This window comes from Pauljensenia sp. C0170B4 (assembly GCF_056590235.1).
Genome location: NZ_JBWPVS010000007.1, coordinates 30,296 through 51,945, shown reverse-complemented (window position 1 = coordinate 51,945; position 21,650 = coordinate 30,296). Strand labels below are relative to the sequence as shown.

Annotated in this window: 23 protein-coding genes; 6 read left to right on the top strand and 17 right to left on the bottom strand. The window is 60.6% G+C overall.

Annotated features, from left to right (window positions below; translation table 11 throughout):
- Positions 1-12: 12 nt before the first annotated feature.
- Positions 13-1,062, bottom strand: coding sequence for an NAD(+) diphosphatase (gene nudC / locus AC1EJ1_RS09290; RefSeq protein WP_480295737.1), 1,050 nt, complete (start codon positions 1,060-1,062; stop codon positions 13-15).
- Between the two features lie 37 nt (positions 1,063-1,099).
- Here nudC and rph point away from each other — a divergent pair, with 37 nt between their 5' ends.
- The gene (gene rph, locus AC1EJ1_RS09285) at positions 1,100-1,882 is read left to right on the top strand and encodes a ribonuclease PH (protein ID WP_480295736.1); all 783 of its coding nucleotides are present in this window, start codon (positions 1,100-1,102) and stop codon (positions 1,880-1,882) included.
- A 1-nt stretch (position 1,883) separates the two neighbouring features.
- Positions 1,884-2,519 carry an RdgB/HAM1 family non-canonical purine NTP pyrophosphatase gene (gene rdgB / locus AC1EJ1_RS09280; protein WP_070725657.1) on the top strand — a complete coding sequence of 212 codons (636 nt, stop codon included), beginning with the start codon at positions 1,884-1,886 and terminating at the stop codon, positions 2,517-2,519.
- 59 nt (positions 2,520-2,578) lie between these two features.
- Here rdgB and AC1EJ1_RS09275 read toward each other — a convergent pair whose 3' ends face one another.
- From AC1EJ1_RS09275 to clpS, 4 genes are read right to left on the bottom strand one after another with little or no spacing between them, the layout of a single operon-like run.
- The gene (locus AC1EJ1_RS09275) at positions 2,579-3,355 is read right to left on the bottom strand and encodes an MBL fold metallo-hydrolase (RefSeq protein WP_058236230.1); all 777 of its coding nucleotides are present in this window, start codon (positions 3,353-3,355) and stop codon (positions 2,579-2,581) included.
- A gap of 10 nt (positions 3,356-3,365) precedes the next feature.
- Positions 3,366-4,280 carry a glutamate racemase gene (gene murI / locus AC1EJ1_RS09270; protein ID WP_058236058.1) on the bottom strand — a complete coding sequence of 305 codons (915 nt, stop codon included), beginning with the start codon at positions 4,278-4,280 and terminating at the stop codon, positions 3,366-3,368.
- 9 nt (positions 4,281-4,289) lie between these two features.
- Positions 4,290-4,874 (bottom strand): DUF2017 family protein, encoded by a 585-nt coding sequence (locus tag AC1EJ1_RS09265; RefSeq protein WP_285016139.1) that lies wholly within the window; start codon positions 4,872-4,874, stop codon positions 4,290-4,292.
- On the bottom strand, positions 4,871-5,185 hold the full coding sequence (gene clpS / locus AC1EJ1_RS09260) for an ATP-dependent Clp protease adapter ClpS (RefSeq protein ID WP_227469160.1): 315 nt from the start codon (positions 5,183-5,185) through the stop codon (positions 4,871-4,873). Before clpS ends, AC1EJ1_RS09265 begins: the two co-directional genes overlap by 4 nt.
- Before the next feature lie 175 nt (positions 5,186-5,360).
- Between clpS and AC1EJ1_RS09255 the strand changes: the two genes are divergently transcribed.
- Positions 5,361-6,704 carry a nicotinate phosphoribosyltransferase gene (locus AC1EJ1_RS09255; protein WP_070725661.1) on the top strand — a complete coding sequence of 448 codons (1,344 nt, stop codon included), beginning with the start codon at positions 5,361-5,363 and terminating at the stop codon, positions 6,702-6,704.
- Between the two features lie 2 nt (positions 6,705-6,706).
- On the opposite strand, the gene AC1EJ1_RS09250 is transcribed toward AC1EJ1_RS09255, so the two are convergent.
- From AC1EJ1_RS09250 to AC1EJ1_RS09230, 5 genes are all read right to left on the bottom strand, one after another.
- Positions 6,707-7,093: a DMT family transporter gene (locus AC1EJ1_RS09250; protein ID WP_480295735.1), complete on the bottom strand. Its 387-nt coding sequence runs from the start codon at positions 7,091-7,093 to the stop codon at positions 6,707-6,709.
- 74 nt (positions 7,094-7,167) lie between these two features.
- Complete coding sequence (locus tag AC1EJ1_RS09245; RefSeq protein ID WP_480295734.1) at positions 7,168-8,979, bottom strand: DEAD/DEAH box helicase; 1,812 nt, start codon at positions 8,977-8,979, stop codon at positions 7,168-7,170.
- A complete protein-coding gene (locus AC1EJ1_RS09240) occupies positions 8,976-9,356 on the bottom strand; it encodes a DUF3039 domain-containing protein (RefSeq protein ID WP_082628455.1) in 381 nt (126 codons plus the stop codon). The genes AC1EJ1_RS09245 and AC1EJ1_RS09240 overlap by 4 nt, the downstream gene beginning before the upstream one ends.
- A gap of 108 nt (positions 9,357-9,464) precedes the next feature.
- Complete coding sequence (gene nagB, locus AC1EJ1_RS09235) at positions 9,465-10,238, bottom strand: glucosamine-6-phosphate deaminase (RefSeq protein WP_058236061.1); 774 nt, start codon at positions 10,236-10,238, stop codon at positions 9,465-9,467.
- Positions 10,239-10,373: 135 nt separating this feature from the next.
- On the bottom strand, positions 10,374-11,801 hold the full coding sequence (locus AC1EJ1_RS09230; protein ID WP_285016134.1) for a phosphoglucomutase/phosphomannomutase family protein: 1,428 nt from the start codon (positions 11,799-11,801) through the stop codon (positions 10,374-10,376).
- Between the two features lie 261 nt (positions 11,802-12,062).
- Between AC1EJ1_RS09230 and AC1EJ1_RS09225 the strand changes: the two genes are divergently transcribed.
- Positions 12,063-12,878, top strand: coding sequence for a nucleotidyltransferase family protein (locus tag AC1EJ1_RS09225; RefSeq protein WP_285016133.1), 816 nt, complete (start codon positions 12,063-12,065; stop codon positions 12,876-12,878).
- Positions 12,875-14,098 (top strand): GHMP family kinase ATP-binding protein, encoded by a 1,224-nt coding sequence (locus tag AC1EJ1_RS09220; RefSeq protein WP_285016132.1) that lies wholly within the window; start codon positions 12,875-12,877, stop codon positions 14,096-14,098. Before AC1EJ1_RS09225 ends, AC1EJ1_RS09220 begins: the two co-directional genes overlap by 4 nt.
- A 107-nt stretch (positions 14,099-14,205) precedes the next feature.
- On the opposite strand, the gene AC1EJ1_RS09215 is transcribed toward AC1EJ1_RS09220, so the two are convergent.
- The 4 genes from AC1EJ1_RS09215 to AC1EJ1_RS09200 form a co-directional block, all read right to left on the bottom strand.
- Entirely contained in the window at positions 14,206-14,490 is a 285-nt protein-coding gene (locus tag AC1EJ1_RS09215) for an HU family DNA-binding protein (RefSeq protein ID WP_070725665.1), read from the bottom strand.
- Positions 14,491-14,737: 247 nt separating this feature from the next.
- Positions 14,738-16,246 (bottom strand): L-arabinose isomerase, encoded by a 1,509-nt coding sequence (gene araA / locus AC1EJ1_RS09210; protein ID WP_285016131.1) that lies wholly within the window; start codon positions 16,244-16,246, stop codon positions 14,738-14,740.
- Positions 16,247-16,310: 64 nt separating this feature from the next.
- The gene (locus AC1EJ1_RS09205; RefSeq protein ID WP_070725670.1) at positions 16,311-17,030 is read right to left on the bottom strand and encodes an L-ribulose-5-phosphate 4-epimerase; all 720 of its coding nucleotides are present in this window, start codon (positions 17,028-17,030) and stop codon (positions 16,311-16,313) included.
- A gap of 239 nt (positions 17,031-17,269) precedes the next feature.
- The gene (locus tag AC1EJ1_RS09200) at positions 17,270-18,304 is read right to left on the bottom strand and encodes a LacI family DNA-binding transcriptional regulator (RefSeq protein ID WP_227469163.1); all 1,035 of its coding nucleotides are present in this window, start codon (positions 18,302-18,304) and stop codon (positions 17,270-17,272) included.
- 267 nt (positions 18,305-18,571) lie between these two features.
- Between AC1EJ1_RS09200 and AC1EJ1_RS09195 the strand changes: the two genes are divergently transcribed.
- On the top strand, positions 18,572-18,814 hold the full coding sequence (locus AC1EJ1_RS09195; RefSeq protein WP_058236068.1) for a CsbD family protein: 243 nt from the start codon (positions 18,572-18,574) through the stop codon (positions 18,812-18,814).
- A 196-nt stretch (positions 18,815-19,010) separates the two neighbouring features.
- Here AC1EJ1_RS09195 and AC1EJ1_RS09190 read toward each other — a convergent pair whose 3' ends face one another.
- From AC1EJ1_RS09190 to AC1EJ1_RS09180, 3 genes are all read right to left on the bottom strand, one after another.
- Positions 19,011-19,553 carry a YagU family protein gene (locus tag AC1EJ1_RS09190; protein ID WP_070725672.1) on the bottom strand — a complete coding sequence of 181 codons (543 nt, stop codon included), beginning with the start codon at positions 19,551-19,553 and terminating at the stop codon, positions 19,011-19,013.
- Positions 19,554-19,818: 265 nt separating this feature from the next.
- Entirely contained in the window at positions 19,819-20,823 is a 1,005-nt protein-coding gene (gene add / locus AC1EJ1_RS09185) for an adenosine deaminase (RefSeq protein WP_285016130.1), read from the bottom strand.
- A 139-nt stretch (positions 20,824-20,962) separates the two neighbouring features.
- On the bottom strand, positions 20,963-21,610 hold the full coding sequence (locus AC1EJ1_RS09180) for a sortase (protein ID WP_480295733.1): 648 nt from the start codon (positions 21,608-21,610) through the stop codon (positions 20,963-20,965).
- Positions 21,611-21,650: the final 40 nt, after the last annotated feature.

Genomic DNA, 21,650 nt, shown 5'->3' with positions numbered 1-21,650 from the left:
AGAGGCATTGTCTCAGTGGGCACGTGCATCTGCGGACCGTGTGCCCTGCTGCAGATGCAGGTACGGGCCACCAAACCACTGTTCGATCAGCCCGTGTGCAATCGCCGTCGGCCCTGATGCGATGATCCGACCATCGCGCAGACACTGAGCGAACTCGTCGCGCGAATAGAACGCGGCATTCGTTATTTCGGAACCATCGGGACGCACGTCCGGCTCACTGTCGTGCCCGCCCGTGACATGAGCGGTGAATCCCAGCATCAGCGAGCGCGGAAATGGCCACGGCTGCGCACCCTGATATCGAACCTGCCTCACATCCAGTCCGACTTCTTCACGCACTTCACGCGCCACTGCACGTTCGGGTGCCTCACCCGCTTCCATGAAGCCGGCGATCAACGAGTAGTACCCCGCCTTCCATCCTGAATTGTGTGCCAGGAGCAATCGCTCATCGTCATCAACGATGGCGACGATCACTGCCGGATCCTGACGCGGGTATTCGATGTGATCGCACTGACTGCATGTGACGGTCCAGCCGCAGCCTGTGGGCCGCACCGCTGCACCGCATCGGGCACAAAAGCTGGTGGCGGCGCGCCAGAACAGCAGGGCGCTTGCGGCGGTTGTCATGGCACTGTCATCGTCACTCAGCAGGTGCCCGACGCGGCGCACGCTGTGCCAACTCAGATCGCCAATGCCCTCTGATTGCCCACTCTCGCCGAGCGTTTCTTCAAGAGCATCTTCCTGTCCTGTGGGCAGTGCAATGGCGATGTAGGCAACCCCGTTGCCAGTGCGTCCGATCAGGGCAGCGTCGCCCTCGTCAATGGGGAAAGAGAAGAGGGACGCGCACGAGGCAGGCACGCTGAAGACGTGAAGTCCGTCACCTGATGGGATGAGTCCGACAGATCCTGTCGAATCGAGGAAGAAGAGACGAATATTGCTGACTTCCCCGTCGACAAGGCCGTGAAATGCGGCAGGACCGTCGTTCAGAATCTGCGAGATGGTGGATTTTTCGCGCATCGTCGTCATCGCGTCAAGTGCGCCGCGCGCCAGTGGAAGATCGAGTTCCATAATGACCACAGTAACGGTTCGCACTACCGTGGTCACTATGACACTTGAAAATAATGAAGAAACTCGCGCCGACGGGCGCGCACTCGACCAGCTTCGTTCCGTTCGCATGACCCGCGGATGGTCCGGGACCGGTGAAGGCTCCGTACTGATCGAATCAGGCAACACCCGCGTCCTGTGCGTGGCATCCCTGACTGCCGGCGTCCCGCGCTGGCGGAAGGACTCCGGCCTGGGCTGGGTGACCGGCGAATACGCGATGCTGCCGCGCGCAACGTCGGACCGCAGTCAGCGTGAATCTGTCAAAGGCAAGATTTCGGGGCGCACTCAGGAGATTTCCCGGCTCATCGGTCGCTCACTGCGCGCAGTGGTGGATATGGCAGCCCTCGGTGAGAACACGATCGTGCTGGATTGCGACGTGCTGCGCGCCGATGGTGGCACCCGCACCGCATCTGTGACCGGCGCATGGGTTGCGCTGGCCGATGCTGTCAGGTGGGGAACTGAAAACGGCCTCATTCATCCACAGGCGTCCGCTCCCGTGCTGTCCGACTCAGTCAGCGCCATTTCAGTGGGAATCATCGACGGCGTTCCCATGCTGGACCTGCCGTACGAGGAAGACGTGCGCGCCCAGACTGACATGAACGTCGTGCAAACCGGTTCCGGTAACTTCGTCGAAGTTCAGGGCACCGCTGAGCACGCCCTCTTTGACCGGGAGGAGCTCGGGCAGCTGCTCAACCTGGCCACCGCCGGCAATGCGACGCTGCATAACCTGCAGCAGCGCGCACTGGAAGCCGAGGTCGGCACAGCCGTCTCGTTGGAGGATTGAGATGAACGAGGGCGACGCGCTGGCCACACCAGTCCTGGCATTTGCCACGTCGAACGCGCATAAGGTCTCAGAGCTGCGCGCAATCCTGGATCCGTTCGTGCCGGGAGTTCACGACGGATACATCGTGACGCTGGCGCAGGCCGGCGCAGATGAACCTGTCGAAGACGGCATCACCTTTGAGGACAATGCGCTGATCAAGGCGCGTCACCTGTGTGAACTGACCGGCCTGCCCACTATCGCTGACGATTCAGGAATCACGGTGGACGTGCTGGGCGGGGCGCCCGGGATTTTCTCAGCGCGCTGGAGTGGACATCACGGTGATGACGCGGCGAATCTGGACTTGCTGCTCGCTCAGATTGCGGATGTGCCCGATCGGCATCGCGGTGCCGCATTCGTGTCAGCGGCAGTGCTCGTCACACCTGATGGGCAGACTTTTGTGGAACGCGGCGAGGTGCACGGCCACCTGCTGCGCGAACGCCACGGCAGCGGCGGATTCGGCTACGACCCGATTTTTGTTCCCGACGGCTTCGACTGCACAACCGCCCAGATGAGCCCCGAGGACAAGAATGCGATCAGTCACCGCGGCATTGCGTTTCGTGCGCTTGCCCCGCACGTGGCACGCGTACTGGCGTCCTAGATTCTGAAGAAACTGGCCTCAGCCGCAGGCTCACTGCCCACAGCCGCAGGCTGGTCGCCTCAGATTTCGAACACGTCACCAGCGCGGGCGATCTGCGCCTCCCCCTGCCAGGTCTGGCGCAGTTCACTCATCACCGTGTCGACCGGGGTCCACGGCTGAATGTGAGTGAGCACCACTCGCCTGACACCGGCCTGCGTGGCGACCTCGCCCGCACGTACACCCGACATGTGGATGCCGCGCGTCGTGTCAGCCTCGGTGAATCCGGCTTCGCTGAGCAGCAGGTCGACACCGCGCGCACCCTCAATAATCGTGTCGCACTGGTCGGTGTCGCCGGTAAAGAACATGGTGGCGCCGCCCTCGTCCTCAATGCGCACGCCGAAGGCTTCGACGGTATGTTGAGCGGTGCTGGGCGTGATGGTCAGGGGGCCCACGTTGAAGGGAACGCCCGGGCGCATCCGGTAGAACTCGAATTCATCGGTGTACGTCTCCGCCGGGTCACACCCGTCAATCTGGCGCACCCGTTCAGGCAGTTGTTCTGAACCTGCCAGCAGGAGTGTGCCGCAGCCTCGTCCCGGCCCCCACCTGCGGTGCACGTGCAGGGAAATCACGTCGCCCATGTGATCGGCGTGGCAGTGCGAAAAGATCACTGCGTCCAGGTCTGCCGGGTCAATGACGCGCCAGAGCTGCCCGAAGGCACCCGGCCCCATCTCCAATGCAATATTCCACGTTCGCGTCGTGCCGTCCTCACGTGTTTCCTGCGTCTGCAGCAGGTAGCAGGACGCAGGTGAGTGCGGGCCGGACATTGAACCGGTGCATCCGATGATGGTCAGCGTCATTGACATGTCATCACTCTTTCCGTGGTGTGTCGGGTGCGGCATCCGGAGGCGTTCCGTCTCGCGCAAGCCGTGCATCGGCGGTAGATGCAGGACCGTGAATGTTATGAGCCGAGCGCACTTCCGGTCCCAGGAATCGGCGCGCGAGGTGTTCGAACGTCTCAGGAGCTCCCGTTGTCAGGAATTCGTGGGCAGGCTCGGTGAGCACCGACTGCTCTGTGCTGGCCTGTTCGGGGATGGGAGCGGTCATGTCGCGCTCCACCAGCAGTTTGTACGTGTCGTTGGCCGTTGCTTCCGACGAAGTGACGAGGGCGACGTCCTCACCCATCGTCTGGCTGATGATGCCAGTCAACAGCGGGTAGTGCGTACACCCCAGGATGACGGTGTCGACGTCGGCGTCGATCAGTGGTGCCAGGTAGTCGCGTGCGACGGCCTCGAGCTCCGGCCCGGTGGTGATGCCTGCTTCGACGAATTCCACGAAGCGGGGGCATGCGGCTGAAAAGACGGATACGTCCGGAACTGCTGCGAGCGCCTGGTTGTAAGCCTGGGATTGGATGGTTGCGGAGGTGCCGATGATGCCGATTCGGCGGTTGTGGGTGGCACGGATCGCTGAGCGCGCGGCCGGTGTGATCACTTCGATGACCGGGATTCCCTGCTGCGCCGTGTAGCGTTCACGGGCATCTGACAGCGCTGCTGCGGTCGCCGTATTGCAAGCGATGACCAGTGCTTTCACGCCGCGTTCGACCAGTTCATCCAGGCAGGTCAACGCGAGCTGGCGGACCTGTGCGATTGGGCGCGGACCGTACGGCGTGTGGGCTGTGTCCCCCAGATAGACGATGCGTTCGTGAGGGAGCTTGTCCATGACGGCGCGGGCGACCGTCAAGCCGCCTAAACCTGAGTCAAAGATCCCTATCGGAGCACTGTCCATGTTTGGAGACTAATGCGACCAGGCCTCCGCGCGCACCGCTGTCAGTAGTGAATCCTGCCACCACGTGACCATCATGTACATTCCGGCACTCATCGTTGCCTCGCTGCGCGGCTGCTCCAGGTCACATGCGTGCGCAAGCTCAGCGACTTTATTCTCCGCTTCACGTGAGTCAATACCCAGTTCACCCGCCAGAGCCAGTCGCACGTCATTGAGGGCAGCGAGCCAGTCCCACACTTCCTGGTGGGTGACCATTATCACCACCGTGTCTGTGCCGATTGCAGACGAGAGTTCGGTGTGGATCCGCCGCAGTCGCGCCGCTTTTTCCGCACGCAGGAAGTCTTCGGTCAGGGCTCGCAGATTCGCCGCCTCCGGTGGGTCGTCGCTCATGGGAGGGAGCAGGCTCCCCAGTGCCGGGTCGTGTGGCTCGTCGCGCGTGGTTTCCACTTCGGTGGCGGCGAGCACGAAGGTGGACAGTTCGCCCGGCTCGTCGAGGACGACCAGTATTTCTTCAATGAGCTGGCGCAACAGGTGCAGAAACTGCGTCGACACGTTGCAGACGTATCCGGCTTCCTGCAGTGCGAACGCAGTGATCATGTGAGTTGCTCCAGCGTGGCGTGCAGGCCGTATCCGTGCATGGCCAGCACATCAGCTTCCATGCGTTCTCTGATTCCAGTTGACACGACGGCCCGGCCGAATGTGTGGATCTGCGCAGTCAGTTCGTCGGCAGCGTGACGCGAGTATCCGAAGTGTCGAATCAGCACTTCTACCACGTAGTCGTTCAGGTTCACCACGTCATCCCACACCACGGTTTGCCACTGTGCCAATGGGCATGACGAGGCATCCTCGCGCGGCTGATCAGGAACCGCACGGTCGTGAAACGACGTTGTCATAGACCTCCCGCTCATGCTCCTAAGCGTATGGCCCCGCAGGTTTAGCCGTGCCGTTTTGACGCAGTGCATTTTCGCGCGCGCCGCTTCTGGCCATTCACACTCATTTCATGGCGCTCCCACTAGCCTTTTGAGTGGCAAGCAGATTGCCGGCGAGTGGGTCTTTCCGGTGAGAAGAGAGTAGATTGAGGGTATGCCTGCTTCACCTTCAACTGCTCTGTTAACAGACATGTATGAGCTGACCATGCTGGACGCTGCGATGAAGCGCGGAACCGCGTCCCGCAAAGTGGTCTTCGAACTGTTCGGTCGTCGCCTGCCAGCAACCCGCCGTTTCGGTGTCGTTGCGGGCACCGGCCGCATCCTCGAGGCGCTGGAGCGTTTCGAATTCACCGACCAGCAAATCGACTGGCTCCACGATCAGAAAATCGTGTCCGACGACGCGCTGGATTATCTCAGAGACTTCCGTTTCGGCGGCACGATCGACGGCTACCAGGAAGGCGAATGCTATTTCGCCGGATCGCCACTGCTGACCGTGGAGGGCTCCTTCGCAGAATGTGTGCTGCTGGAAACGCTGCTGTTGTCGGTCCTCAACCATGACTGTGCGATCGCATCTGCGGCATCCCGCATGACGATCGCAGCTCACGGCCGTCCCTGCCTGGATATGGGTGCGCGCCGCACCCATGAACGCGCCGCCGTTTCAGCTGCCCGCTCCGCAGTGATCGGCGGATTTGCCGGCACCTCGGATCTGGAAGCAGGTATCCGCTACGGCATTCCGACTATCGGCACGTCCGCTCACGCGTTCACGCTGCTCCATGACAGCGAGCGCGAAGCTTTCGACGCGCAGATCGATCTGCTTGGCGCCTCGACCACGCTGCTGGTTGACACCTATGACATTCCGCAAGGGGTCGTCAACGCTGTTGAGGCTGCCCGCGCAGTGGGTCAGGAGCTCGGGTGCGTGCGCATCGATTCCGGTGACCTGGTGGCGCAGGCGTTCACGGTGCGCGGCCAGCTTGATTCACTGGGCGCCACATCCACGAAGATCACCGTCACGTCCGACCTCGACGAGTATGCGATAGCCGCCCTGGGCGCGGCACCCGTGGACTCCTACGGCGTGGGCACTCGCCTGGTGACCGGGTCCAAGGTTCCGACCGCGGCGCTGGTGTACAAGATGGTGGCTCGTGAAGATTCAGACGGCGTCATGCAGCCCGTTGCCAAGAAATCGCAGTCCAAGAGCACGGTCGGTGGCCGCAAGTACGCCGGCCGCCTCTACGACGAGGAAGGCTACGCCTACGAGGAACTCCTGGTCACGGCTTCGACACGGAAGGCTGCCGAAGAAGAGCTGACGAAGCAGAAGGCGCGCCCTCTGCAGATCCCGCTGGTTGTCGACGGTGAGATTCGCAGTGAACTGTGGAGCATCGATGCGCTCAAGCAGGCACGCGACCATCACTTGAAATCACGCAACGAGCTGCCTTACCAGGCGTGGCGACTGTCTGAAGGTGAAGCTGCAGTCTCCACGCGCTACGTGGAGCTGGACTGATCTCAGTTGTCGCTGGCGGCGGTGGACGTCACCCGTGCACCCTCTGATGGTGCGGCAGCAGCGACACCGTCGTCACCGGACACGAGCTTGAGGCCGATGACGCACGCGATGATTCCGCACAGTAACAGGATGCGGACCACGCGCACGGGTTCTGCACCGCTGAGCATTGCCCACAGCGCAGTCGTGCCTGCACCAATCCCGACCCACACCGCGTAGCCGGTGCCCACGGGGATTTCTTTGAGCGCCCACCCCAGGCCGCCCATCGAGATCGCTGCTCCGAGGATAAACACGATGATGGGCACCACCTTGGTGAACCCTTCAGACTTGGACAGCGCGATCGCCCACACTGCCTCAAAAACGCCGGAGAGAACAAGAACGAGCCAATGCATGATGCAGCCCCTTTCAATTGGGGCCGTCCCCACGTGATCACCGCATCCGGGTCGTCCCAAAGCGCTGGGCACCTTTATGCGCGCCCTACGAACCAGCCTCTCAAAAGAGCGATACGTGCGTCAATCTGCGCGGTGGTTGCCCGCGCGACCTCCGGTCCGCCGCAACGCTGACGCAGTTGCGAATGAATCAGTGCATGTGAATCGCCTGAGCGCCGCGACCACTGGCCGACCAGACGCGACAGCTCCTTGCGTTTCGCGGCGCGTGCCCGGTGATCCGAGATCCCTGCATTTGCGTCGCGCAGGTTCTTCGCATCGCTCTGACGGCGCTGGGTCTTGATCTGCTCCGCCTGCCTGGCTTTGAGCAGCGTCGTCACCTGGTCGGCATCGAGCAGACCGGGAATCCCCAGGTATTCCTGCTCCTCGATCGATCCGACCTCAGCGCCTGATCCCCACGACGATCCTTCGAACAAGACTGCGTCGAACTCGGCATCCCCGCCGAGTGCTTCGAACGTTCCGGTCAGTTCCGAACTCGCATTTTCCACCTTGTTGGCCTGTGCCATCAGCAGGTCTTCCGCACTGGTGTCCATCACGGTCGGGTCATCAGGGCCGTGATGCGGTTTGTCGAGGGCGTGGTCGCGTTCCACTTCCATCTGCCCTGCCAGATCCAGCAGCGGCACTACGGAAGGGATAAAGACGGTGGATGTTTCGCCTCGTCGTCTGGCTCGAACAAAACGGCCGACAGCCTGCGCGAAGAACAGCGAGGTCGAGGTGTTTGTGGCGTACACGCCGACTGACAGTCGCGGCACGTCTACCCCTTCAGACACCATGCGCACAGCAACCATCCATCGGTCAGTGGATTCGCGGAAGTGATCGATACGATCGGAGGCATCCGCATCATCGGAGAGCACGACAGTGGCCGGCTTTCCTGTGATGGCGCGCAGGCGCTGCGCGTAGGCGCGTGCCGCCGACTGGTCGGAGGCGATCACCAGTCCGCCAGCGTCGGGAATTGCGCGCCGCACCTGTGACAGGCGCTGATCGGCTGCCTGCAGGACAGCGGAGATCCACTCCCCTTTCGGATCCAGGGCGGTGCGCCATGCCTGCTTCATGATGTCCTTGGTGGAATGCTCCCCCAGTCGGGCGTGGTACTCATCGCCGGCGCTGGTGCGCCATGCCATGTCACCGGAATAGGACATGAACAGGACCGGTCGCACGACACCGTCATGCAGCGCATCTCCGTACCCGTAGGTGAAGTCGGCCTGTGAGCGGCGGATACCGTCACTCCCCTCGACGTATCGCACAAACGGGATGGGAGAGGAGTCCGAGCGGAAGGGGGTGCCGGTCAGGGACAGGCGCCTGGTTGCTTCCCCGAATGCGACCCCGATGCCGTCACCCCATGACAGCGCGTCGCCGGCGTGGTGGATTTCATCCAAGATCACCAGCGTGCGAAATGCACGGGTACGTGAGGAGTGGACGTGCGGGTTTGCAGCGACCTGAGCGTAGGTCACCGCCACGCCGTCGAAATGTGAGCCTGCACGTCCCTGGGAGTTTGAGAAAGCAGGATCAATGTGGATACCGACGCGCGCCGCCGCGTCGGCCCACTGGGTTTTCAGGTGTTCGGTCGGGCAGACCACGGTGATTTTCGAGACGACACCTGCGCCCATCAGTTCGACCGCTACGCGCAGCGCGAATGTCGTTTTTCCGGCTCCGGGTGTGGCGACAGCAAGGAAGTCCCGAGGTCGGGCGTTCAGGTACTGCTCGAGTGCGGCTGCCTGCCAGGCACGCAGACTTCCAGCGGTGCCCCACGCGGCGCGAGCCGGGAAAGCAGGTGGAAGTTGGGCCGCCGCGGAAACCGATGGTGAAGCGGAGGAATGTCCCTGGTCTTTCACTTGCCGGAACCGCCCCGCCCTCCGTTTGAAAATGGCCAGTTTCCGCCGTTCTTGCCCATTTGATCGCGCAGCTTCCTGCAGGTCGGGCACACCGGGTACTGTGAGGCCTCACGCGAGGGGATCCACACTTTCCCGCACAGTGCCACCACCGGCTGTCCGGTAATCAGCGAGGAGGATACGCGGTCCTTTCGCACAAAGTGTGCGAACCGATCGCCATCACCGGGGTCTTTTTCCTTCTCTTTGACCTCGGTGCGTTCCAACAGGCCGGTGCTGGTCGACGGACCTGCACCACCGCCGGCAGGACTGCCAGGATCTGCCGGGCTTACGGGTTCGCCTGGGTCTGTCACTGTTTCGGCCACTGCTTCGACGTCACACATACCTTCATTGTAAGTGGGACGGCTCAGGCCCTCGACCTGATTCGGGCCGAGAGCCTGAGTGTGAAAAGTCTCGCCGCCGCGATCATGGTACGGCAGCTGTGAAGCAGGTCAGTGGCGCGATGCCCATTCCGCTTCGTACAGTTCCACCATCTCCAACTGAGAGGCTGCCGCTTCGTCCAGCAGCACAGTCACTGCGGGGTGGAACTGGATAATGGTGGCAGGCCAGCGCGCTGACACGCCGCCTTCGATCAGTTCCTTCACAGCCTCGGCCTTGTTTTCACCTGTGGCGATCATGAGCAGCTGACGGGCCTCCATAATCGTTCCCAGTCCCTGCGTGATGCAGTGGGTGGGCACCTGCTCCAGGTCGCCGTCGAAGAAACGTGCGTTGTCCTGACGGGTCTGGCGTGACAGTGCGCCCGAGTGAGTGCGTGATGAGAGGGATCCGCCGGGCTCGTTGAATCCGATGTGTCCGTCTGATCCGATTCCCAGGATCTGCAGGTCAACGCCTCCTGCTTCGCGGATGCGTGCATCGTATGCTGCAGCGGCTTCATCCAGGGTGTTGCCGTCGCGTTCGTCAGGTACATTGAGGCCGCCTTTGGGCAGGTCGATGTGGTCGACGATGTTCTCGCATAGGAAACGCCAGTAGGACTGCGGGTGTTCGCGCGGAACTCCGACGTACTCATCGAGCTGGAAGAACTGTCCCTTGGCGAATGAAAGTGTGCCCGTCTGGTGACGCGCGACGAGTTCGCGGTACAGCGGCACGGGTGATGATCCTGTCGCAGTGCCCAGCACTGCGGTGGGCTTGTCTGCGTACAGTTTTTCGATCAGGTCTGCACCCAGGGATCCGATTTCTTCCTCGCTCGAGGCGACGTGGATCAGCATTCCAACTCCTTCGTAGTTGTGTGTCATTGACGAGGGCGACGCAACGCCCTGACGAATGGGTCACCCCTCATTGTAGAAGTTCGCCCACGTCCCGGCCTGTGCCAATGGGCCCGGGACCGTGACGTGGTTCGAATGTCACAGGTGGAGGAATTCACGCAGCTGCTCGCACGTGGCTTCGGCTTCTTCCCTGGTCGGCATCTCGCAGAAGATACGCAGCAGCGGCTCGGTGCCGGAGAAGCGAGCGATGATCCACCCCTGGTCGAAGTAGACCTTGCAGCCGTCCTTGTAGGACACTGACTCAACTGGCCTGGTGAATTCAGGCAGTTTCTTGTCTTCCATCAGTGTCTTGAGGATTTCGAGCTTGCGTTCGGGTGCGAATGCAAAGTCGGTTTCCGCCATGTAGTGCGGCGGGAACTGTCCGGTGATTTCGTGGTAGATCTGGCTCATGGGCTTGCCGATCACGGCGATCATCTCGACCAGCAGTGCGGCCGCATAGATGCCGTCCTTGCCGTGGATGTGTCCACGCACGGTGATGCCGCCGGAGGATTCACCACCCAGGATCGCATCTGTTTCCAGCATCTTCGAGGACACCCATTTGAATCCGACGGGCACCTCGTAGCAGGTCTCACCGAACTTTGCGGCCACTTCGTCCAGCAGTGAGGTTGTGGCGACGTTACGCACCACCGGACCTTTCCATTCCTTGTATTTGAGCAGGTAGTAGTACAGCAGGACGAGCAGCTGGTTCGGGTGCAGGAATTCACCCTGGTCATCGATTACGCCGATACGGTCGGCGTCGCCGTCGGTAGCCAGTCCCAGCGCACAGTTGTTGTCCAGCACGTACTGTGTCAGAGCGTCCAGCGTGGCTTTCGTCGGCGCCGGCATGCGTCCGCCGAACAGTGTGTCGTGGCGGTCATGGATCGTGTCCACTTCGCAGCGCGCGGTCATCAGAATCGTCTGCAGCGAGGTGCGCGAGACGCCATACATAGGGTCGAGGGCGATATGCAGGTTCGCTTCACGGATCGCCTGCATATCGATCTGTTCGCAAATCGAGTCGATATATCCATTGAAGGGGTTAATTTCAGTGATGGCGCCACTGTCCAGCCCAGCCTGGTAGGTGACCGAGGGGATCTGTTCTTCCCCTGCGCCTTCAATGGCTTCCATGCGGCGTTCGATGTCAGCGGTGACATCTTCGTTGGCATCCTTGCCGCCCTCGGTAAAGACCTTGATGCCGTTGTAGATGGCGGGGTTGTGGGAGGCGGTGATCGCCATGCCGTAGGGCAGTCCCAAGTTCTTGACCGTCCACATGATCATGGGTGTGGGGGCCTGCGTGATGCGGATGACTTGGCAGGTGATTCCTTCACCGGCAAAGACTTCGGCCGCCCACGAAGCTGCCAGATCCGACAGGAATCGCCTGTCGTAGCCGATGACCAGGCCTTTTTCTGCGTTGTTTTCGTCTTTAATGCGGCTTGCCAGCGCTGCACACAGGAGGCGAACGTTTTGGCGTGTGAACTCGTCGCCGATAATCGCGCGCCAGCCACCTGTACCGAAATGAATTCGTGACATCATGTCCTCTTGAATTGAACGGACAGACACTGCAGGGACGCCCTCGTCAATTCGATGGCCGCCCCGCGGTCGTTCCATCATTGTCAGTGAGTGACACATTTTACCCTCCTCGTCTTGACACTTCAATAAATCTTGCCCACCTTCGTTTTTCCACGCATCATTGCCGAGGCAGTCCTGCGCTACCTTCTGCGATCCCACTACACTGGAACCGGCACTTTGCTGGAAGGTTTGATCACGCCTCGACGTCCACAGGAGGATGACATGGCACAGGCACATCACAAAGCGGTTATTTTGGCGCGCGGCCTCGGTTCGCGCATGCGCAAGGATTCTGGGGACACGCAGCTGTCGGCTGAGCAAAAGCGCGCAGCTGATTCCGGTGTCAAAGCCATGATTTCGGTGGGGCGCCCTTTCCTCGACCACGTCATGAGCGCCCTGGCCGACGCCGGTTTCACTGATATTTGCCTGGTGATCGGCCCTGAGCACGACATAATTCGCGACTACTACGATTCGGTGGACAAACAGCGCATCACCGTCAGCTACGCGATCCAGGACAAACCGCTCGGCACGGCGAACGCGGTGCTCTCTGCTGAGGATTTCGCGGCCGGTGAGCCGATCCTGGTGCTCAACTCGGATAACTTCTATCCCGTTGATGCTCTGCTCCAGCTCGCACAGGTCGACGGGTCGGGTCTTGCCGGTTTCACGCGCGAGGCGATGGTGGAGCGTTCGAACATTGCGGCTGACCGTATTGCGGCTTTCGCGCTGGCCACGGCCGATGCGGACGGCAACCTCGATGAGCTGGTGGAAAAGCCCGATGCCGCCACGATTGAGCGCCTGGGTGAAGGTGCGTTGATTTCGATGAACTGCTGGAAGTGCTCGCCGGCAATCTTCGAGGCAGCCCGCACGATCAAGCCGTCTGCTCGCGGTGAGTATGAGATCACCGATGCTGTACGTCAAGCCATTGCCGATGGTGATTCTTACGCGGTGATCCGCTGTGATGAGGGCGTACTGGATATGTCGAATCGCGGCGATATCGCTTCGGTGGCGGCAGCACTGGAGAATCACGAGGTCCGCCTGTGACTTCCTGGTTTGTTCCCGGCCGACTGGAAGTGTTCGGCAAGCACACGGATTACGCCGGTGGCCATTCCATCGTCGCGGCAGTCGATCGCGGCATTCGCGTCACGTTGGACGAGGGGGACTCGCCAGACGGTGGCATTTCAGCTCAGACGACCGCACTGCCGGATCGCGTTGAGGTTGGTGCAGGTGCGGCGAGCACTCTTCCTGCCGGCCACTGGGGTCACTACGTTCAGGCGGTGGTGGATCGCCTGACACTCAATTTCGGCCAGCTCAAACCTGCGCACCTGAGCTTTGATTCCGATTTGCCGTTGGCCTCCGGAATGAGTTCGTCGTCTGCGCTGGTCGTGGCGTCGGCGCTGGCTTTGATTGATCACAACGATCTGCGTGAGCGTGAAGAGTGGAAGGCGAACATTCACTCGCGCGCCGATGAGGCCGGATACTACTCGTGCTGCGAGAACGGTTTATCGTTCGGGTCGTTGGAGGGTGTGCGTGGCGTGGGCACTTTCGGTGGCTCGCAGGATCACACCGCCATGATGTGTTGCCACGACGGTCGGCTCACTGAGTTTTCGTTTTGCCCGATCCAGGAGCACCGTTCGGTGACACTCGACGACACGTGGACGTTCGTCGTGGCGGTCAGCGGTGTCCTGGCGGAAAAGACGGGCAGTGCGCGCGATTCGTACAACGCACTGTCGGCTCGGATTGCGGCAATTGTGACGCAGTGGAACAAGGCGACCAGGCGCGCAGATGCCAGCCTGGCTGATGCGTTGGCGTCCTCCGGAGATGCGGTGGAGCAGATGCGCCGCATACTTGCTGACGAGCCGGACCTGCTCACGCGACTGGATGCGTTCATCCGTGAATCGACCGTTTTGGTGCCGCAGGCACTCGATGCGCTGGATGTTGGCGATATCGATGCGTTTGGTGCTGCCGCTGATGCGTCGCATCGCAATGCGGATGAGAATCTGGGCAATCAGGTTCCTCAGACGAATGATCTGCAGCGCCGTGCTCGCGAACTGGGTGCGCCGGCTGCGTCGGCGTTCGGTGCCGGCTTTGGCGGGTCGGTGTGGGCGCTCGTGGAGCGCAGTTCGGCTGATGAGTTTGCGAGCGCCTGGATTGAGGGGTATCGCCGTGCGTTTCCTGATGCCGGGGGCCGCGCGTCGGCTCTGCCGGTTCGGCCCGGAGTGCCTGCCCGCCGGGTGGATGGCCTCAACGACGCTTCTTTCTGACGACTGGCAGACGAGTGTGGGGCAAGTATCGCGTGCGATACCTGCCCCACATCGTATGAAGTGGCAACAGTGTTGCCGATCATGCCACCGTCAACGTGGCATCATCTTCACTTGTTCGAAACAGCCTTCTTCAGGGTCGAACCGGCCGAGATCTTCACGCCGTAGCCAGCGGGGATCTGGATTTCTTCACCCGTGCGGGGGTTGCGGCCGGTGCGGGCAGCGCGCTCAACGCGCTCCACTGACATGAGGCCGGTGACCTTGACCGGCTCACCCTTGGACAGTGAGTCGATCAGAACGTCCTGGAATGCTGACAGTGCGGCATCGGCTTGGACCTTGGTGAGGTTGGCGCGCTCAGCAATGGCGGCAACCAGTTCGGTACGGTTGACAGACATGTATATATCTCCTCTTGCAGTTCATTGGGGGTCACTGGACATGACCACTGAGAAAACCCTAAACAGTCCAACGGCCTTTTGTCAGGTTCAACACCACTTTTTGGCGATTTTCGTGGCGAATCTCAGTTTTTTGCGCCGCTTTTGGCTTTTAAACGGCGCAGCGGAGGCGTTTTGGCACCCTCAAGCACTCGTCCGGGCACCCTCGTCACTCGGCGTAAACCTGCAGAGGGTGCCCCGGCAGCGCGCTTTAGAGGCCTTCCGCCAGTCGGTAATAGACCTGATTCCAGCGCACGTGATCGGCGAAGCAACGTGCCGTCGTGTCCTCGTCGATGACAAGCAACTCCATTTGAGCCATAACAGCGAACATCTGCCACGTCTCGACGTCAATCTGCGTGGACATCGCCGTGTGGTGCGCTCCGCCGGCAGTGAGCCATGCTTCAACCGAAGTGTACAGGTCAGGCTTCGGCTTCCACATTGCCCGGGCAACCGGCAACTTCGGCATGTCATGCGGCGGCTCGATGACGTCAACAGCATTGGCAGTGAGGCGGAAGCGGTCACGCATATCGGCCAGTGACACCACGACTCCTGGCCGCGCATCAGCATTGAACACGAGGCGCACAGGGTCTTCACGATCCCCGATGCTGAGTGGGTGTATTTCGAGGCGCGGGCGCGACTGAGTCAACGACGGGCACACTTCCAGCATGTGCGCACCCAGGATCATTTCTTCGCCTTGGACAAGGTTATAGGTGTAGTCCTCCATCAAGGAGGCACCGCCCGGCAGACCTTCACCCATCACTTTGGCGATGCGCACAAGAACAGCTGTTTTCCAGTCGCCCTCGGCACCGAACCCATAGCCGTCTGTTGTCAGGCGTTGCACGGCCAGGCCGGGCAGCTGCCGAAGGGCTCCAAGGTCTTCGAAGTTCGTGGTAAATGCGCTGGCTCCGCGCGCTTCAAGGAATGAGCGCATCGCAATTTCCTGACGGGCGGCATACCGCAATGAGTCGTGGCGTTCACCGTCTTTCTTCAGTTCAGGTGCGATGTCATACAGTTCGTCGTACTCGTCAAGGAGGGTGTCGATGTCAGCGTCACTGACCGCTTCCACTGCTTCGACAAGATCGTTGACTCCCCACGTGTTCACGGATACTCCCAGTCGGCGCTCAGCCTCGGTCTTATCCCCTTCGGTCACCGCGACGTTGCGCATGTTGTCACCGAAGCGCACGACGCGCAGCTCGTGAGCGGCAACCCACCCTGCTGCGGCACGGATCCAGCGTGAGACTTTTCGAGCGACGTTCGGGTTGGATGCGTGGCCCACGACGGTGGTGCGTGCGACGCCCAGGCGCGCCAGGATGTAGCCGTATTCACGGTCTCCGTGAGCTGCCTGGTTGAGGTTCATGAAGTCCATGTCGATGCTGTCCCATGGGATCTCCACGTCGGCCTGGGTGGCCAGATGCAGCATTGGCTTCGTGAGGACTTCGAGGCCGCGAATCCACATTTTTGCCGGTGAGAACGTGTGCATCCACGTGATGACACCGAGCACTGAGTCATCACCGGAGGCGTCCAGCATGGCGCGACGAATCGAGTCGGAATCCTTGAGCACCGGCTTCCACACAATTGGTGCAGGCATCAGCCCGGATTCGTTCAGCAGCGTCACGACCTGTTGCGACTGGTCGGCTACCTGCTTGAGGGTGTCTTCTCCATAAAGGTCCTGGCTTCCGGTGAAGAACCAGACTTCGCGTGAGTCATAGAAACTCGTCATGAGTATTGTTCCTTAGTTTCATGATGTTGTGGTCAGTGCCTGCGCGTGTGGCTGGCCGACCTTGCTACTTGCTGTGTTGCCCATACACGTTTTGATAGCGCGCGTAGAGACTGTCGATTTTGTCCTGAGGGATTGCGATCGGCTCGCCCAGCTGTCTGGCAATGTGGACGGTTCGCGCCACTTCTTCAACCATCGCTGCGGCTTTGACTGCGGCCCGCCCATCTTTGCCGATCGTAAAGGGCCCGTGGTTCTGCATCAGCACTGCCGGGCTGCGAGAATCCTTCAAGGTATCCACAATTCCGCGCCCGATGGAGTCATCTCCGATCAATGCGAACGGGCCAACAGGAACGGGGCCGCCGAATTCGTCGCCCATCATGGTCAGCACGCACGGTATTTCTTCGCCGCGCGCTGCCCACGCGGTCGCGTAGGTGGAATGGGTATGCACGACGCCGCCCACTTCAGGCATGTGCCGGTAGACATAGGCGTGCGCCGCCGTGTCTGAGGAGGGTGAGCCCTCCCCCAGAATCAGGTTTCCTTCCAGGTCACACACCACCATCGCGTCAGCGTCCAGCTCGTCATAGGACACTCCCGACGGCTTGATGACGAGCAGGTCCTGGGAGCCATCTTCGGCTTCTCCTCTGATTCGCTGCGACACGTTCCCTGCCGTCCATACGATCAGCCCCCATTTGGGCAGTTCCGCATGAAGTTCAGCGACGAGGGCACGCGTCCTGGCTACACGGCTGGTCAGTTCAGCGCTCCACGTGTCCGGGTTTCGCACGTCCATTGAGTCCTCCACATCAGCATTCGTCTCGGTCGTAGTGTGAGCGCCGAGGGCGACTCGCCCACCTGATCATGCGTTGATCAGACATCGGCTTCGATGTCCTCCCCAGCACGCCACCACGCCGTTTCTGCTTTGTTTGATCCGGTGAGGTTAACGTTAACACACTGTGTCCAGGGATGGAACCTTTTTCACGCAATCAATTTTCCAGATGCCACGCGACGAAGTGCGCCTCGTTCCCCTCGTCAATGCGCAGAAAGAGGCGGGGCGGCGGTGGAGGCGCGCACGACCAACTCAGGAGTGAGCAGCGTGGGCGCATCTGGGGCCCGGCCTTCCAACGCGTGCATCATGACGGTGACGACCGCCTCTCCCAGCCCGCGAAAATCCTGACGCACCGTGGTCAGCGGTGGCATGAAGTAGCGTGCGCCCGGCTCATCATCGAACCCGACCACCGACACGTCGCCCGGCACCGTTATGCCCGCACTGGTGAACGCGTTGATCAGGCCCAGCGCAAGCGGGTCATTTGCCGCAAAAACAGCGGTGGGTAAGGTGCCGTTCGCGATCGCTGTGCCAACCTCGAATCCGACAGAGGCTTCCCACCCTCGCGTGGAATAGACACAGGGCGTTAGCCCGTGGCGAGCCATCACGTCACGATAAGCCTTTTCGCGCCCCTGGGCTTCGAACCAGTCGGACGGGCCTGCCAGGTGGGTGATCGCCGTGTGCCCGTGGCTGACCAGATGCTCAACCGCCAGGCGTGCCCCCTCATACTGGTCAACCGCAACCGGTACGACGCCCAGGGATTCTGCTGTGCTGGCCGACGTCACTGCCACCACGGGGACAGACACGCGGATCGTTCCCAGATCCTCCGCAATGTCTTCGATGGGAGCCAAAATAACGATGCCTTCAACTGCCAGGCCGAGCATGTGGTCGATCGCGTCGCCCAGCGTGTCAGGTGTACACGAATCAATCGGCGCCACGGCGAGGAAATAGCCGGCCCGGCTGGCGGCGAGCTCAATGGACACCAGCATGGACGTCGGGCCGTAGTGCGTTGATGTGGTGGTGATCAGGCCGAGGGTTCCGGAGCGGCGTGTCACGAGTGCGCGAGCCACAGAATTGCGGCGGTATCCCAACTGTTCAATGGCATCGAGAACCCGCTGACGTGTATCTGGTGCGACTTTTCCACTGGCATTGAGGACTCGGGAGACGGTCTGATGCGACACCCCTGCCGCTGCCGCCACATCCATCATCGAGGGAGGTCGAGCAGAGTGATGCGCTATCACAACCACAGTCCTTTCTGTGAACAGATGACGCGACGCAATGTGCATGAAATCAGGAACGCGCGAGGCACAATACCGGATGGTGCACGGTGCAGGTCGAGCGTTCCCGTATCAGTAGTGTCTCACGAAATGGCGCAGATGTGAGCGTTCATATCGCTATTTGACTTCGAAATTACGCGCATGGGAGAATCTGCCTCTTTTCTCTTGCGCACGAGGCCTGGTAATGAGAAAGTAAACGTGTACCAATTCACATAACAAAGGAGGTTCGCTATGTCAGATCTGGAGAACACTTTCGACAAGGCTGCCGGTAAGGTCAAGGAAACTGCTGGAGATGTCAGCGGCGACAAGGATCTCGAGGCTGAAGGCAAGGTTCAGAACGCCGAAGGCAAGGCCAAGGACGTTCTGGAAAACGCCTCCGAAAAGATCAAGGGAGCTGCCGAGGATGCCGCTGCTGGCGCTCGCGCTCTGGCCGATCGCGCAAAGGACGCACTTAGCGGCGACAAGGGCGAGTGAGTTCACTTCTCACTTTCCCAATAAGGTCGCGCCGGGTGGCCCATTGAGGTTCGACCGGGCGTGTGCCTGCTGAAAGTGTCGTGGGGCCTGCAGTCAGTAGACTGCGGGCCCCACGTTTATCAGGTCACGTGCCTGTCCGGAAGCACTGCCGCTGCCGGCGCAAGCCGCGCGAGCATCACCTCGCCCCTCGCGAGCGTTATTTTGCGGCAACGGTCTCCAGTTCAGGATCCGGCTGGTGCGTGATGCGGTTACGCAGATCGCGGCGCACGATTTCAATGGACCACATCCACACGATGTGCCCGAAGAACTCTGAGAAGTGCTCAGCGAAGGGCTGCTCCCACGGGGCGGGCACAATGCCGATGGCGGGCATCAAAATGACATGGAAAACGACGTACACGACGATGCCGAATGCTGCGCCCTGCCACAGAGTGACCTGCTTGCAGACCTCAGCGAGCAGGCAGTACAGCAGTGCGAAGAAGATCGCGAACGAGAAGTGAATGATGAAGGAGTAGATCGGAAGCTCGTTGCCGTTATAGATCACCGACGTGTGGGACATGTCGGGTGACATTCCGAGCATTTCGAGTGTGGATTGCGGAGGATTGGTTGCATTGCGTTCGGGTGTGCGCGGTGGGAACGGAACTTCCCAGCCGAATTTCACGATGGCGGAAAAGAGGCCGGCAATCAGTCCGACGAGCGCCGCAACCTTGTAGTTACGCTGCTCTGGTTTTGTGGTCAACATGTACCCTCACATTTAGGCTGTTTCCAGGCGCGAAGGTTCACTGCGATCCGGTGACCACTATGCAGCGAATGCTCAGTCGCCTCCAGCCTCGCTGCGAATCTTGCGGGGCACGTGATGTCACGTGCTCAGCGATTATTATTCACCCTCACCAGCCACAATGACAAAATCTGCCCGCGCTCGGTTCAGCTTGTGCCGTGTGCTGTGGTCCGCTCGCCCTCGTTCCTCATTGACGAGGGCGGCGCCACCACTCACGAGACACGAATGTTTACTGCAGTGCGGCGTTGATCTGTGCGCGCAGCTTTTCTTTAAGACTGGGCGCAGCCCACGAAATGTCTACTGCGTTGAGGCTGAGCTGGGCGAGGAACGCGTGGTCGACCTCGGACTCGTCAGCCAGGAGCTGGAAGTTTTCCGCAATGTAGCCGCCGAAGTAGGCGGGATCATCTGAGTTGACAGTGACCTTGACGCCCCTGTCGGCCAGTTCCTTGATCAGCGGGACTTTGGAGCCGTCGGATACCCACGTATTCGACACAGGGCAGCATGTCAGGCCGATGTTGCTGTCCACCAGATACTGCACGAGTTCCGGGTCTTCGATAACGTTCGTTCCGTGATCGATGCGGTCAACCTTGATGGTGTCGATAAGCTGGCGGATGTGGTCAATGGAGTGGGCGATATCCACGTCGGCGTGCATGGTGAGCAGGAAGCCTTCGCGACGCGCGCGGGCGAACACCTCGGTGAACTTGTCTGGCGCATTTCCCGTTTCATCTGAGTCCAGCCCCACGCCGATGATCCAGTCCTTGTATGGCAGGGCTTCGAGCAGTGTTGCCATCGCGTATTCGGCCTGGAAGTCGCGCAGGAAGCACATGATGAGCGCGGATTGGATGCCCAGGGTGGACTCAGCTTCGAGCTGGGCGCGGTGCAGCCCGCTGATGACGGTGTGGAAGTCAATGCCGCGGCAGGTATGCGCCTGCGGGTCGAAGAACATTTCCACGTAACGCACGTTCTGTTCGGCGGCTCTTGTCAGGTATGCCAGGGCGAGGTCGTAGAAGTCTTCACTGGTGCGCAGCACGTTCATGCCGTCGTAGTAGGAGGCGAGGAATGAGGCTAGGTCGGTAAAGGCGTAGGACTGCCTCACTTCGTCCGGCGTGGATTCTTTCAGGGTGATTCCGTTGCGCTCGGCCAGTGCGAACTTGAGTTCGGGTTCGAGCGTCCCCTCGATATGCAGGTGCAGCTCGACTTTGGGCAGATTGCGAACAAACGGCGAAATTTCCATGGCACTCTTCCTTCGGTGAACGTGCGGGATGCTTGCAGCATGTCTGCCCGCAGAATATCTGTCCGCTCGGCGTCCTCGCAATACACGCCTCGACGATAGCAGGGCCAAATATCCGATTCGTGTCAGTTACGGAGGCATTTTAAGAATCGGCTGCGCAACGCAGAAGGGTTTTCTGCTGGCCAGAAAACGATGGCGCCGCCAGCGTGAGATCCCATTCGTCACTGCGCTCACGCAGAGCGCTGACATCGTCGTTCTCAATCGATTCCACTGTCAGGACGTGGTAGCTGTAGACCGCTCCAGTGACGTCCGTAAAGTAAAGGGCATCTCCGTCCGGAATCTGCGTGAGATCGCGGAATATTCCAGTCGTATTGGAGGCTTCGATGACGAGGTTGCCGTCTGCAGCATTTCCGTATGTGGCAATGGGTTCTTCGGCCGCTTCGTCCGCGGGACTGAGGACGGGAAGTCTCCTGTCAAGCCGTGGAATGTCAAGTATTCCAACGTAGTCGTCACGACCTACGCTGACACTTGACAGGGGTTTGGAGGGTTCTGTTCCCACGATTGCTGGGTGACGCTGCGTCGGCATCTGCTGTTCGATGGCTGACACTGTTCCGTCGAAGGAGCGGGGCTCGCGTCGTCCACTCATCAGCATTGTGAGGACAAGAGCAAGACCAACCAGACACACGACGATCCCAACGATACGCACTGAAGTGCCCAGGCGAATTCGCGGTACTGCCCTTTGCATATCTTTTCGCAGCTGAGCGTCGCCTTCCACGTTCTGATCCCCCATCATCCGTCATCTCTGCGGAGCTTTCATTGTTTCACGTGGG

Coding starts and splice junctions, on each gene's coding strand:
- nagB (WP_058236061.1), bottom strand. CDS start 10,238: ATGCTGATCCACGTCGCCTCGAGCGAGGAAGAAATCGGATCCCTGGGT.
- murI (WP_058236058.1), bottom strand. CDS start 4,280: ATGGACAGTGCTCCGATAGGGATCTTTGACTCAGGTTTAGGCGGCTTG.
- AC1EJ1_RS09255 (WP_070725661.1), top strand. CDS start 5,361: ATGCCTGCTTCACCTTCAACTGCTCTGTTAACAGACATGTATGAGCTG.
- AC1EJ1_RS09225 (WP_285016133.1), top strand. CDS start 12,063: ATGGCACAGGCACATCACAAAGCGGTTATTTTGGCGCGCGGCCTCGGT.
- AC1EJ1_RS09180 (WP_480295733.1), bottom strand. CDS start 21,610: ATGGGGGATCAGAACGTGGAAGGCGACGCTCAGCTGCGAAAAGATATG.
- AC1EJ1_RS09190 (WP_070725672.1), bottom strand. CDS start 19,553: ATGTTGACCACAAAACCAGAGCAGCGTAACTACAAGGTTGCGGCGCTC.
- add (WP_285016130.1), bottom strand. CDS start 20,823: ATGGAAATTTCGCCGTTTGTTCGCAATCTGCCCAAAGTCGAGCTGCAC.
- nudC (WP_480295737.1), bottom strand. CDS start 1,062: ATGGAACTCGATCTTCCACTGGCGCGCGGCGCACTTGACGCGATGACG.
- AC1EJ1_RS09265 (WP_285016139.1), bottom strand. CDS start 4,874: ATGATCACTGCGTTCGCACTGCAGGAAGCCGGATACGTCTGCAACGTG.
- rdgB (WP_070725657.1), top strand. CDS start 1,884: ATGAACGAGGGCGACGCGCTGGCCACACCAGTCCTGGCATTTGCCACG.
- AC1EJ1_RS09250 (WP_480295735.1), bottom strand. CDS start 7,093: ATGCATTGGCTCGTTCTTGTTCTCTCCGGCGTTTTTGAGGCAGTGTGG.
- rph (WP_480295736.1), top strand. CDS start 1,100: ATGACACTTGAAAATAATGAAGAAACTCGCGCCGACGGGCGCGCACTC.
- AC1EJ1_RS09195 (WP_058236068.1), top strand. CDS start 18,572: ATGTCAGATCTGGAGAACACTTTCGACAAGGCTGCCGGTAAGGTCAAG.
- araA (WP_285016131.1), bottom strand. CDS start 16,246: ATGACGAGTTTCTATGACTCACGCGAAGTCTGGTTCTTCACCGGAAGC.
- AC1EJ1_RS09240 (WP_082628455.1), bottom strand. CDS start 9,356: ATGTGTGACGTCGAAGCAGTGGCCGAAACAGTGACAGACCCAGGCGAA.
- clpS (WP_227469160.1), bottom strand. CDS start 5,185: ATGAGCGGGAGGTCTATGACAACGTCGTTTCACGACCGTGCGGTTCCT.
- AC1EJ1_RS09230 (WP_285016134.1), bottom strand. CDS start 11,801: ATGTCACGAATTCATTTCGGTACAGGTGGCTGGCGCGCGATTATCGGC.
- AC1EJ1_RS09205 (WP_070725670.1), bottom strand. CDS start 17,030: ATGGACGTGCGAAACCCGGACACGTGGAGCGCTGAACTGACCAGCCGT.
- AC1EJ1_RS09275 (WP_058236230.1), bottom strand. CDS start 3,355: ATGACGCTGACCATCATCGGATGCACCGGTTCAATGTCCGGCCCGCAC.
- AC1EJ1_RS09215 (WP_070725665.1), bottom strand. CDS start 14,490: ATGTCTGTCAACCGTACCGAACTGGTTGCCGCCATTGCTGAGCGCGCC.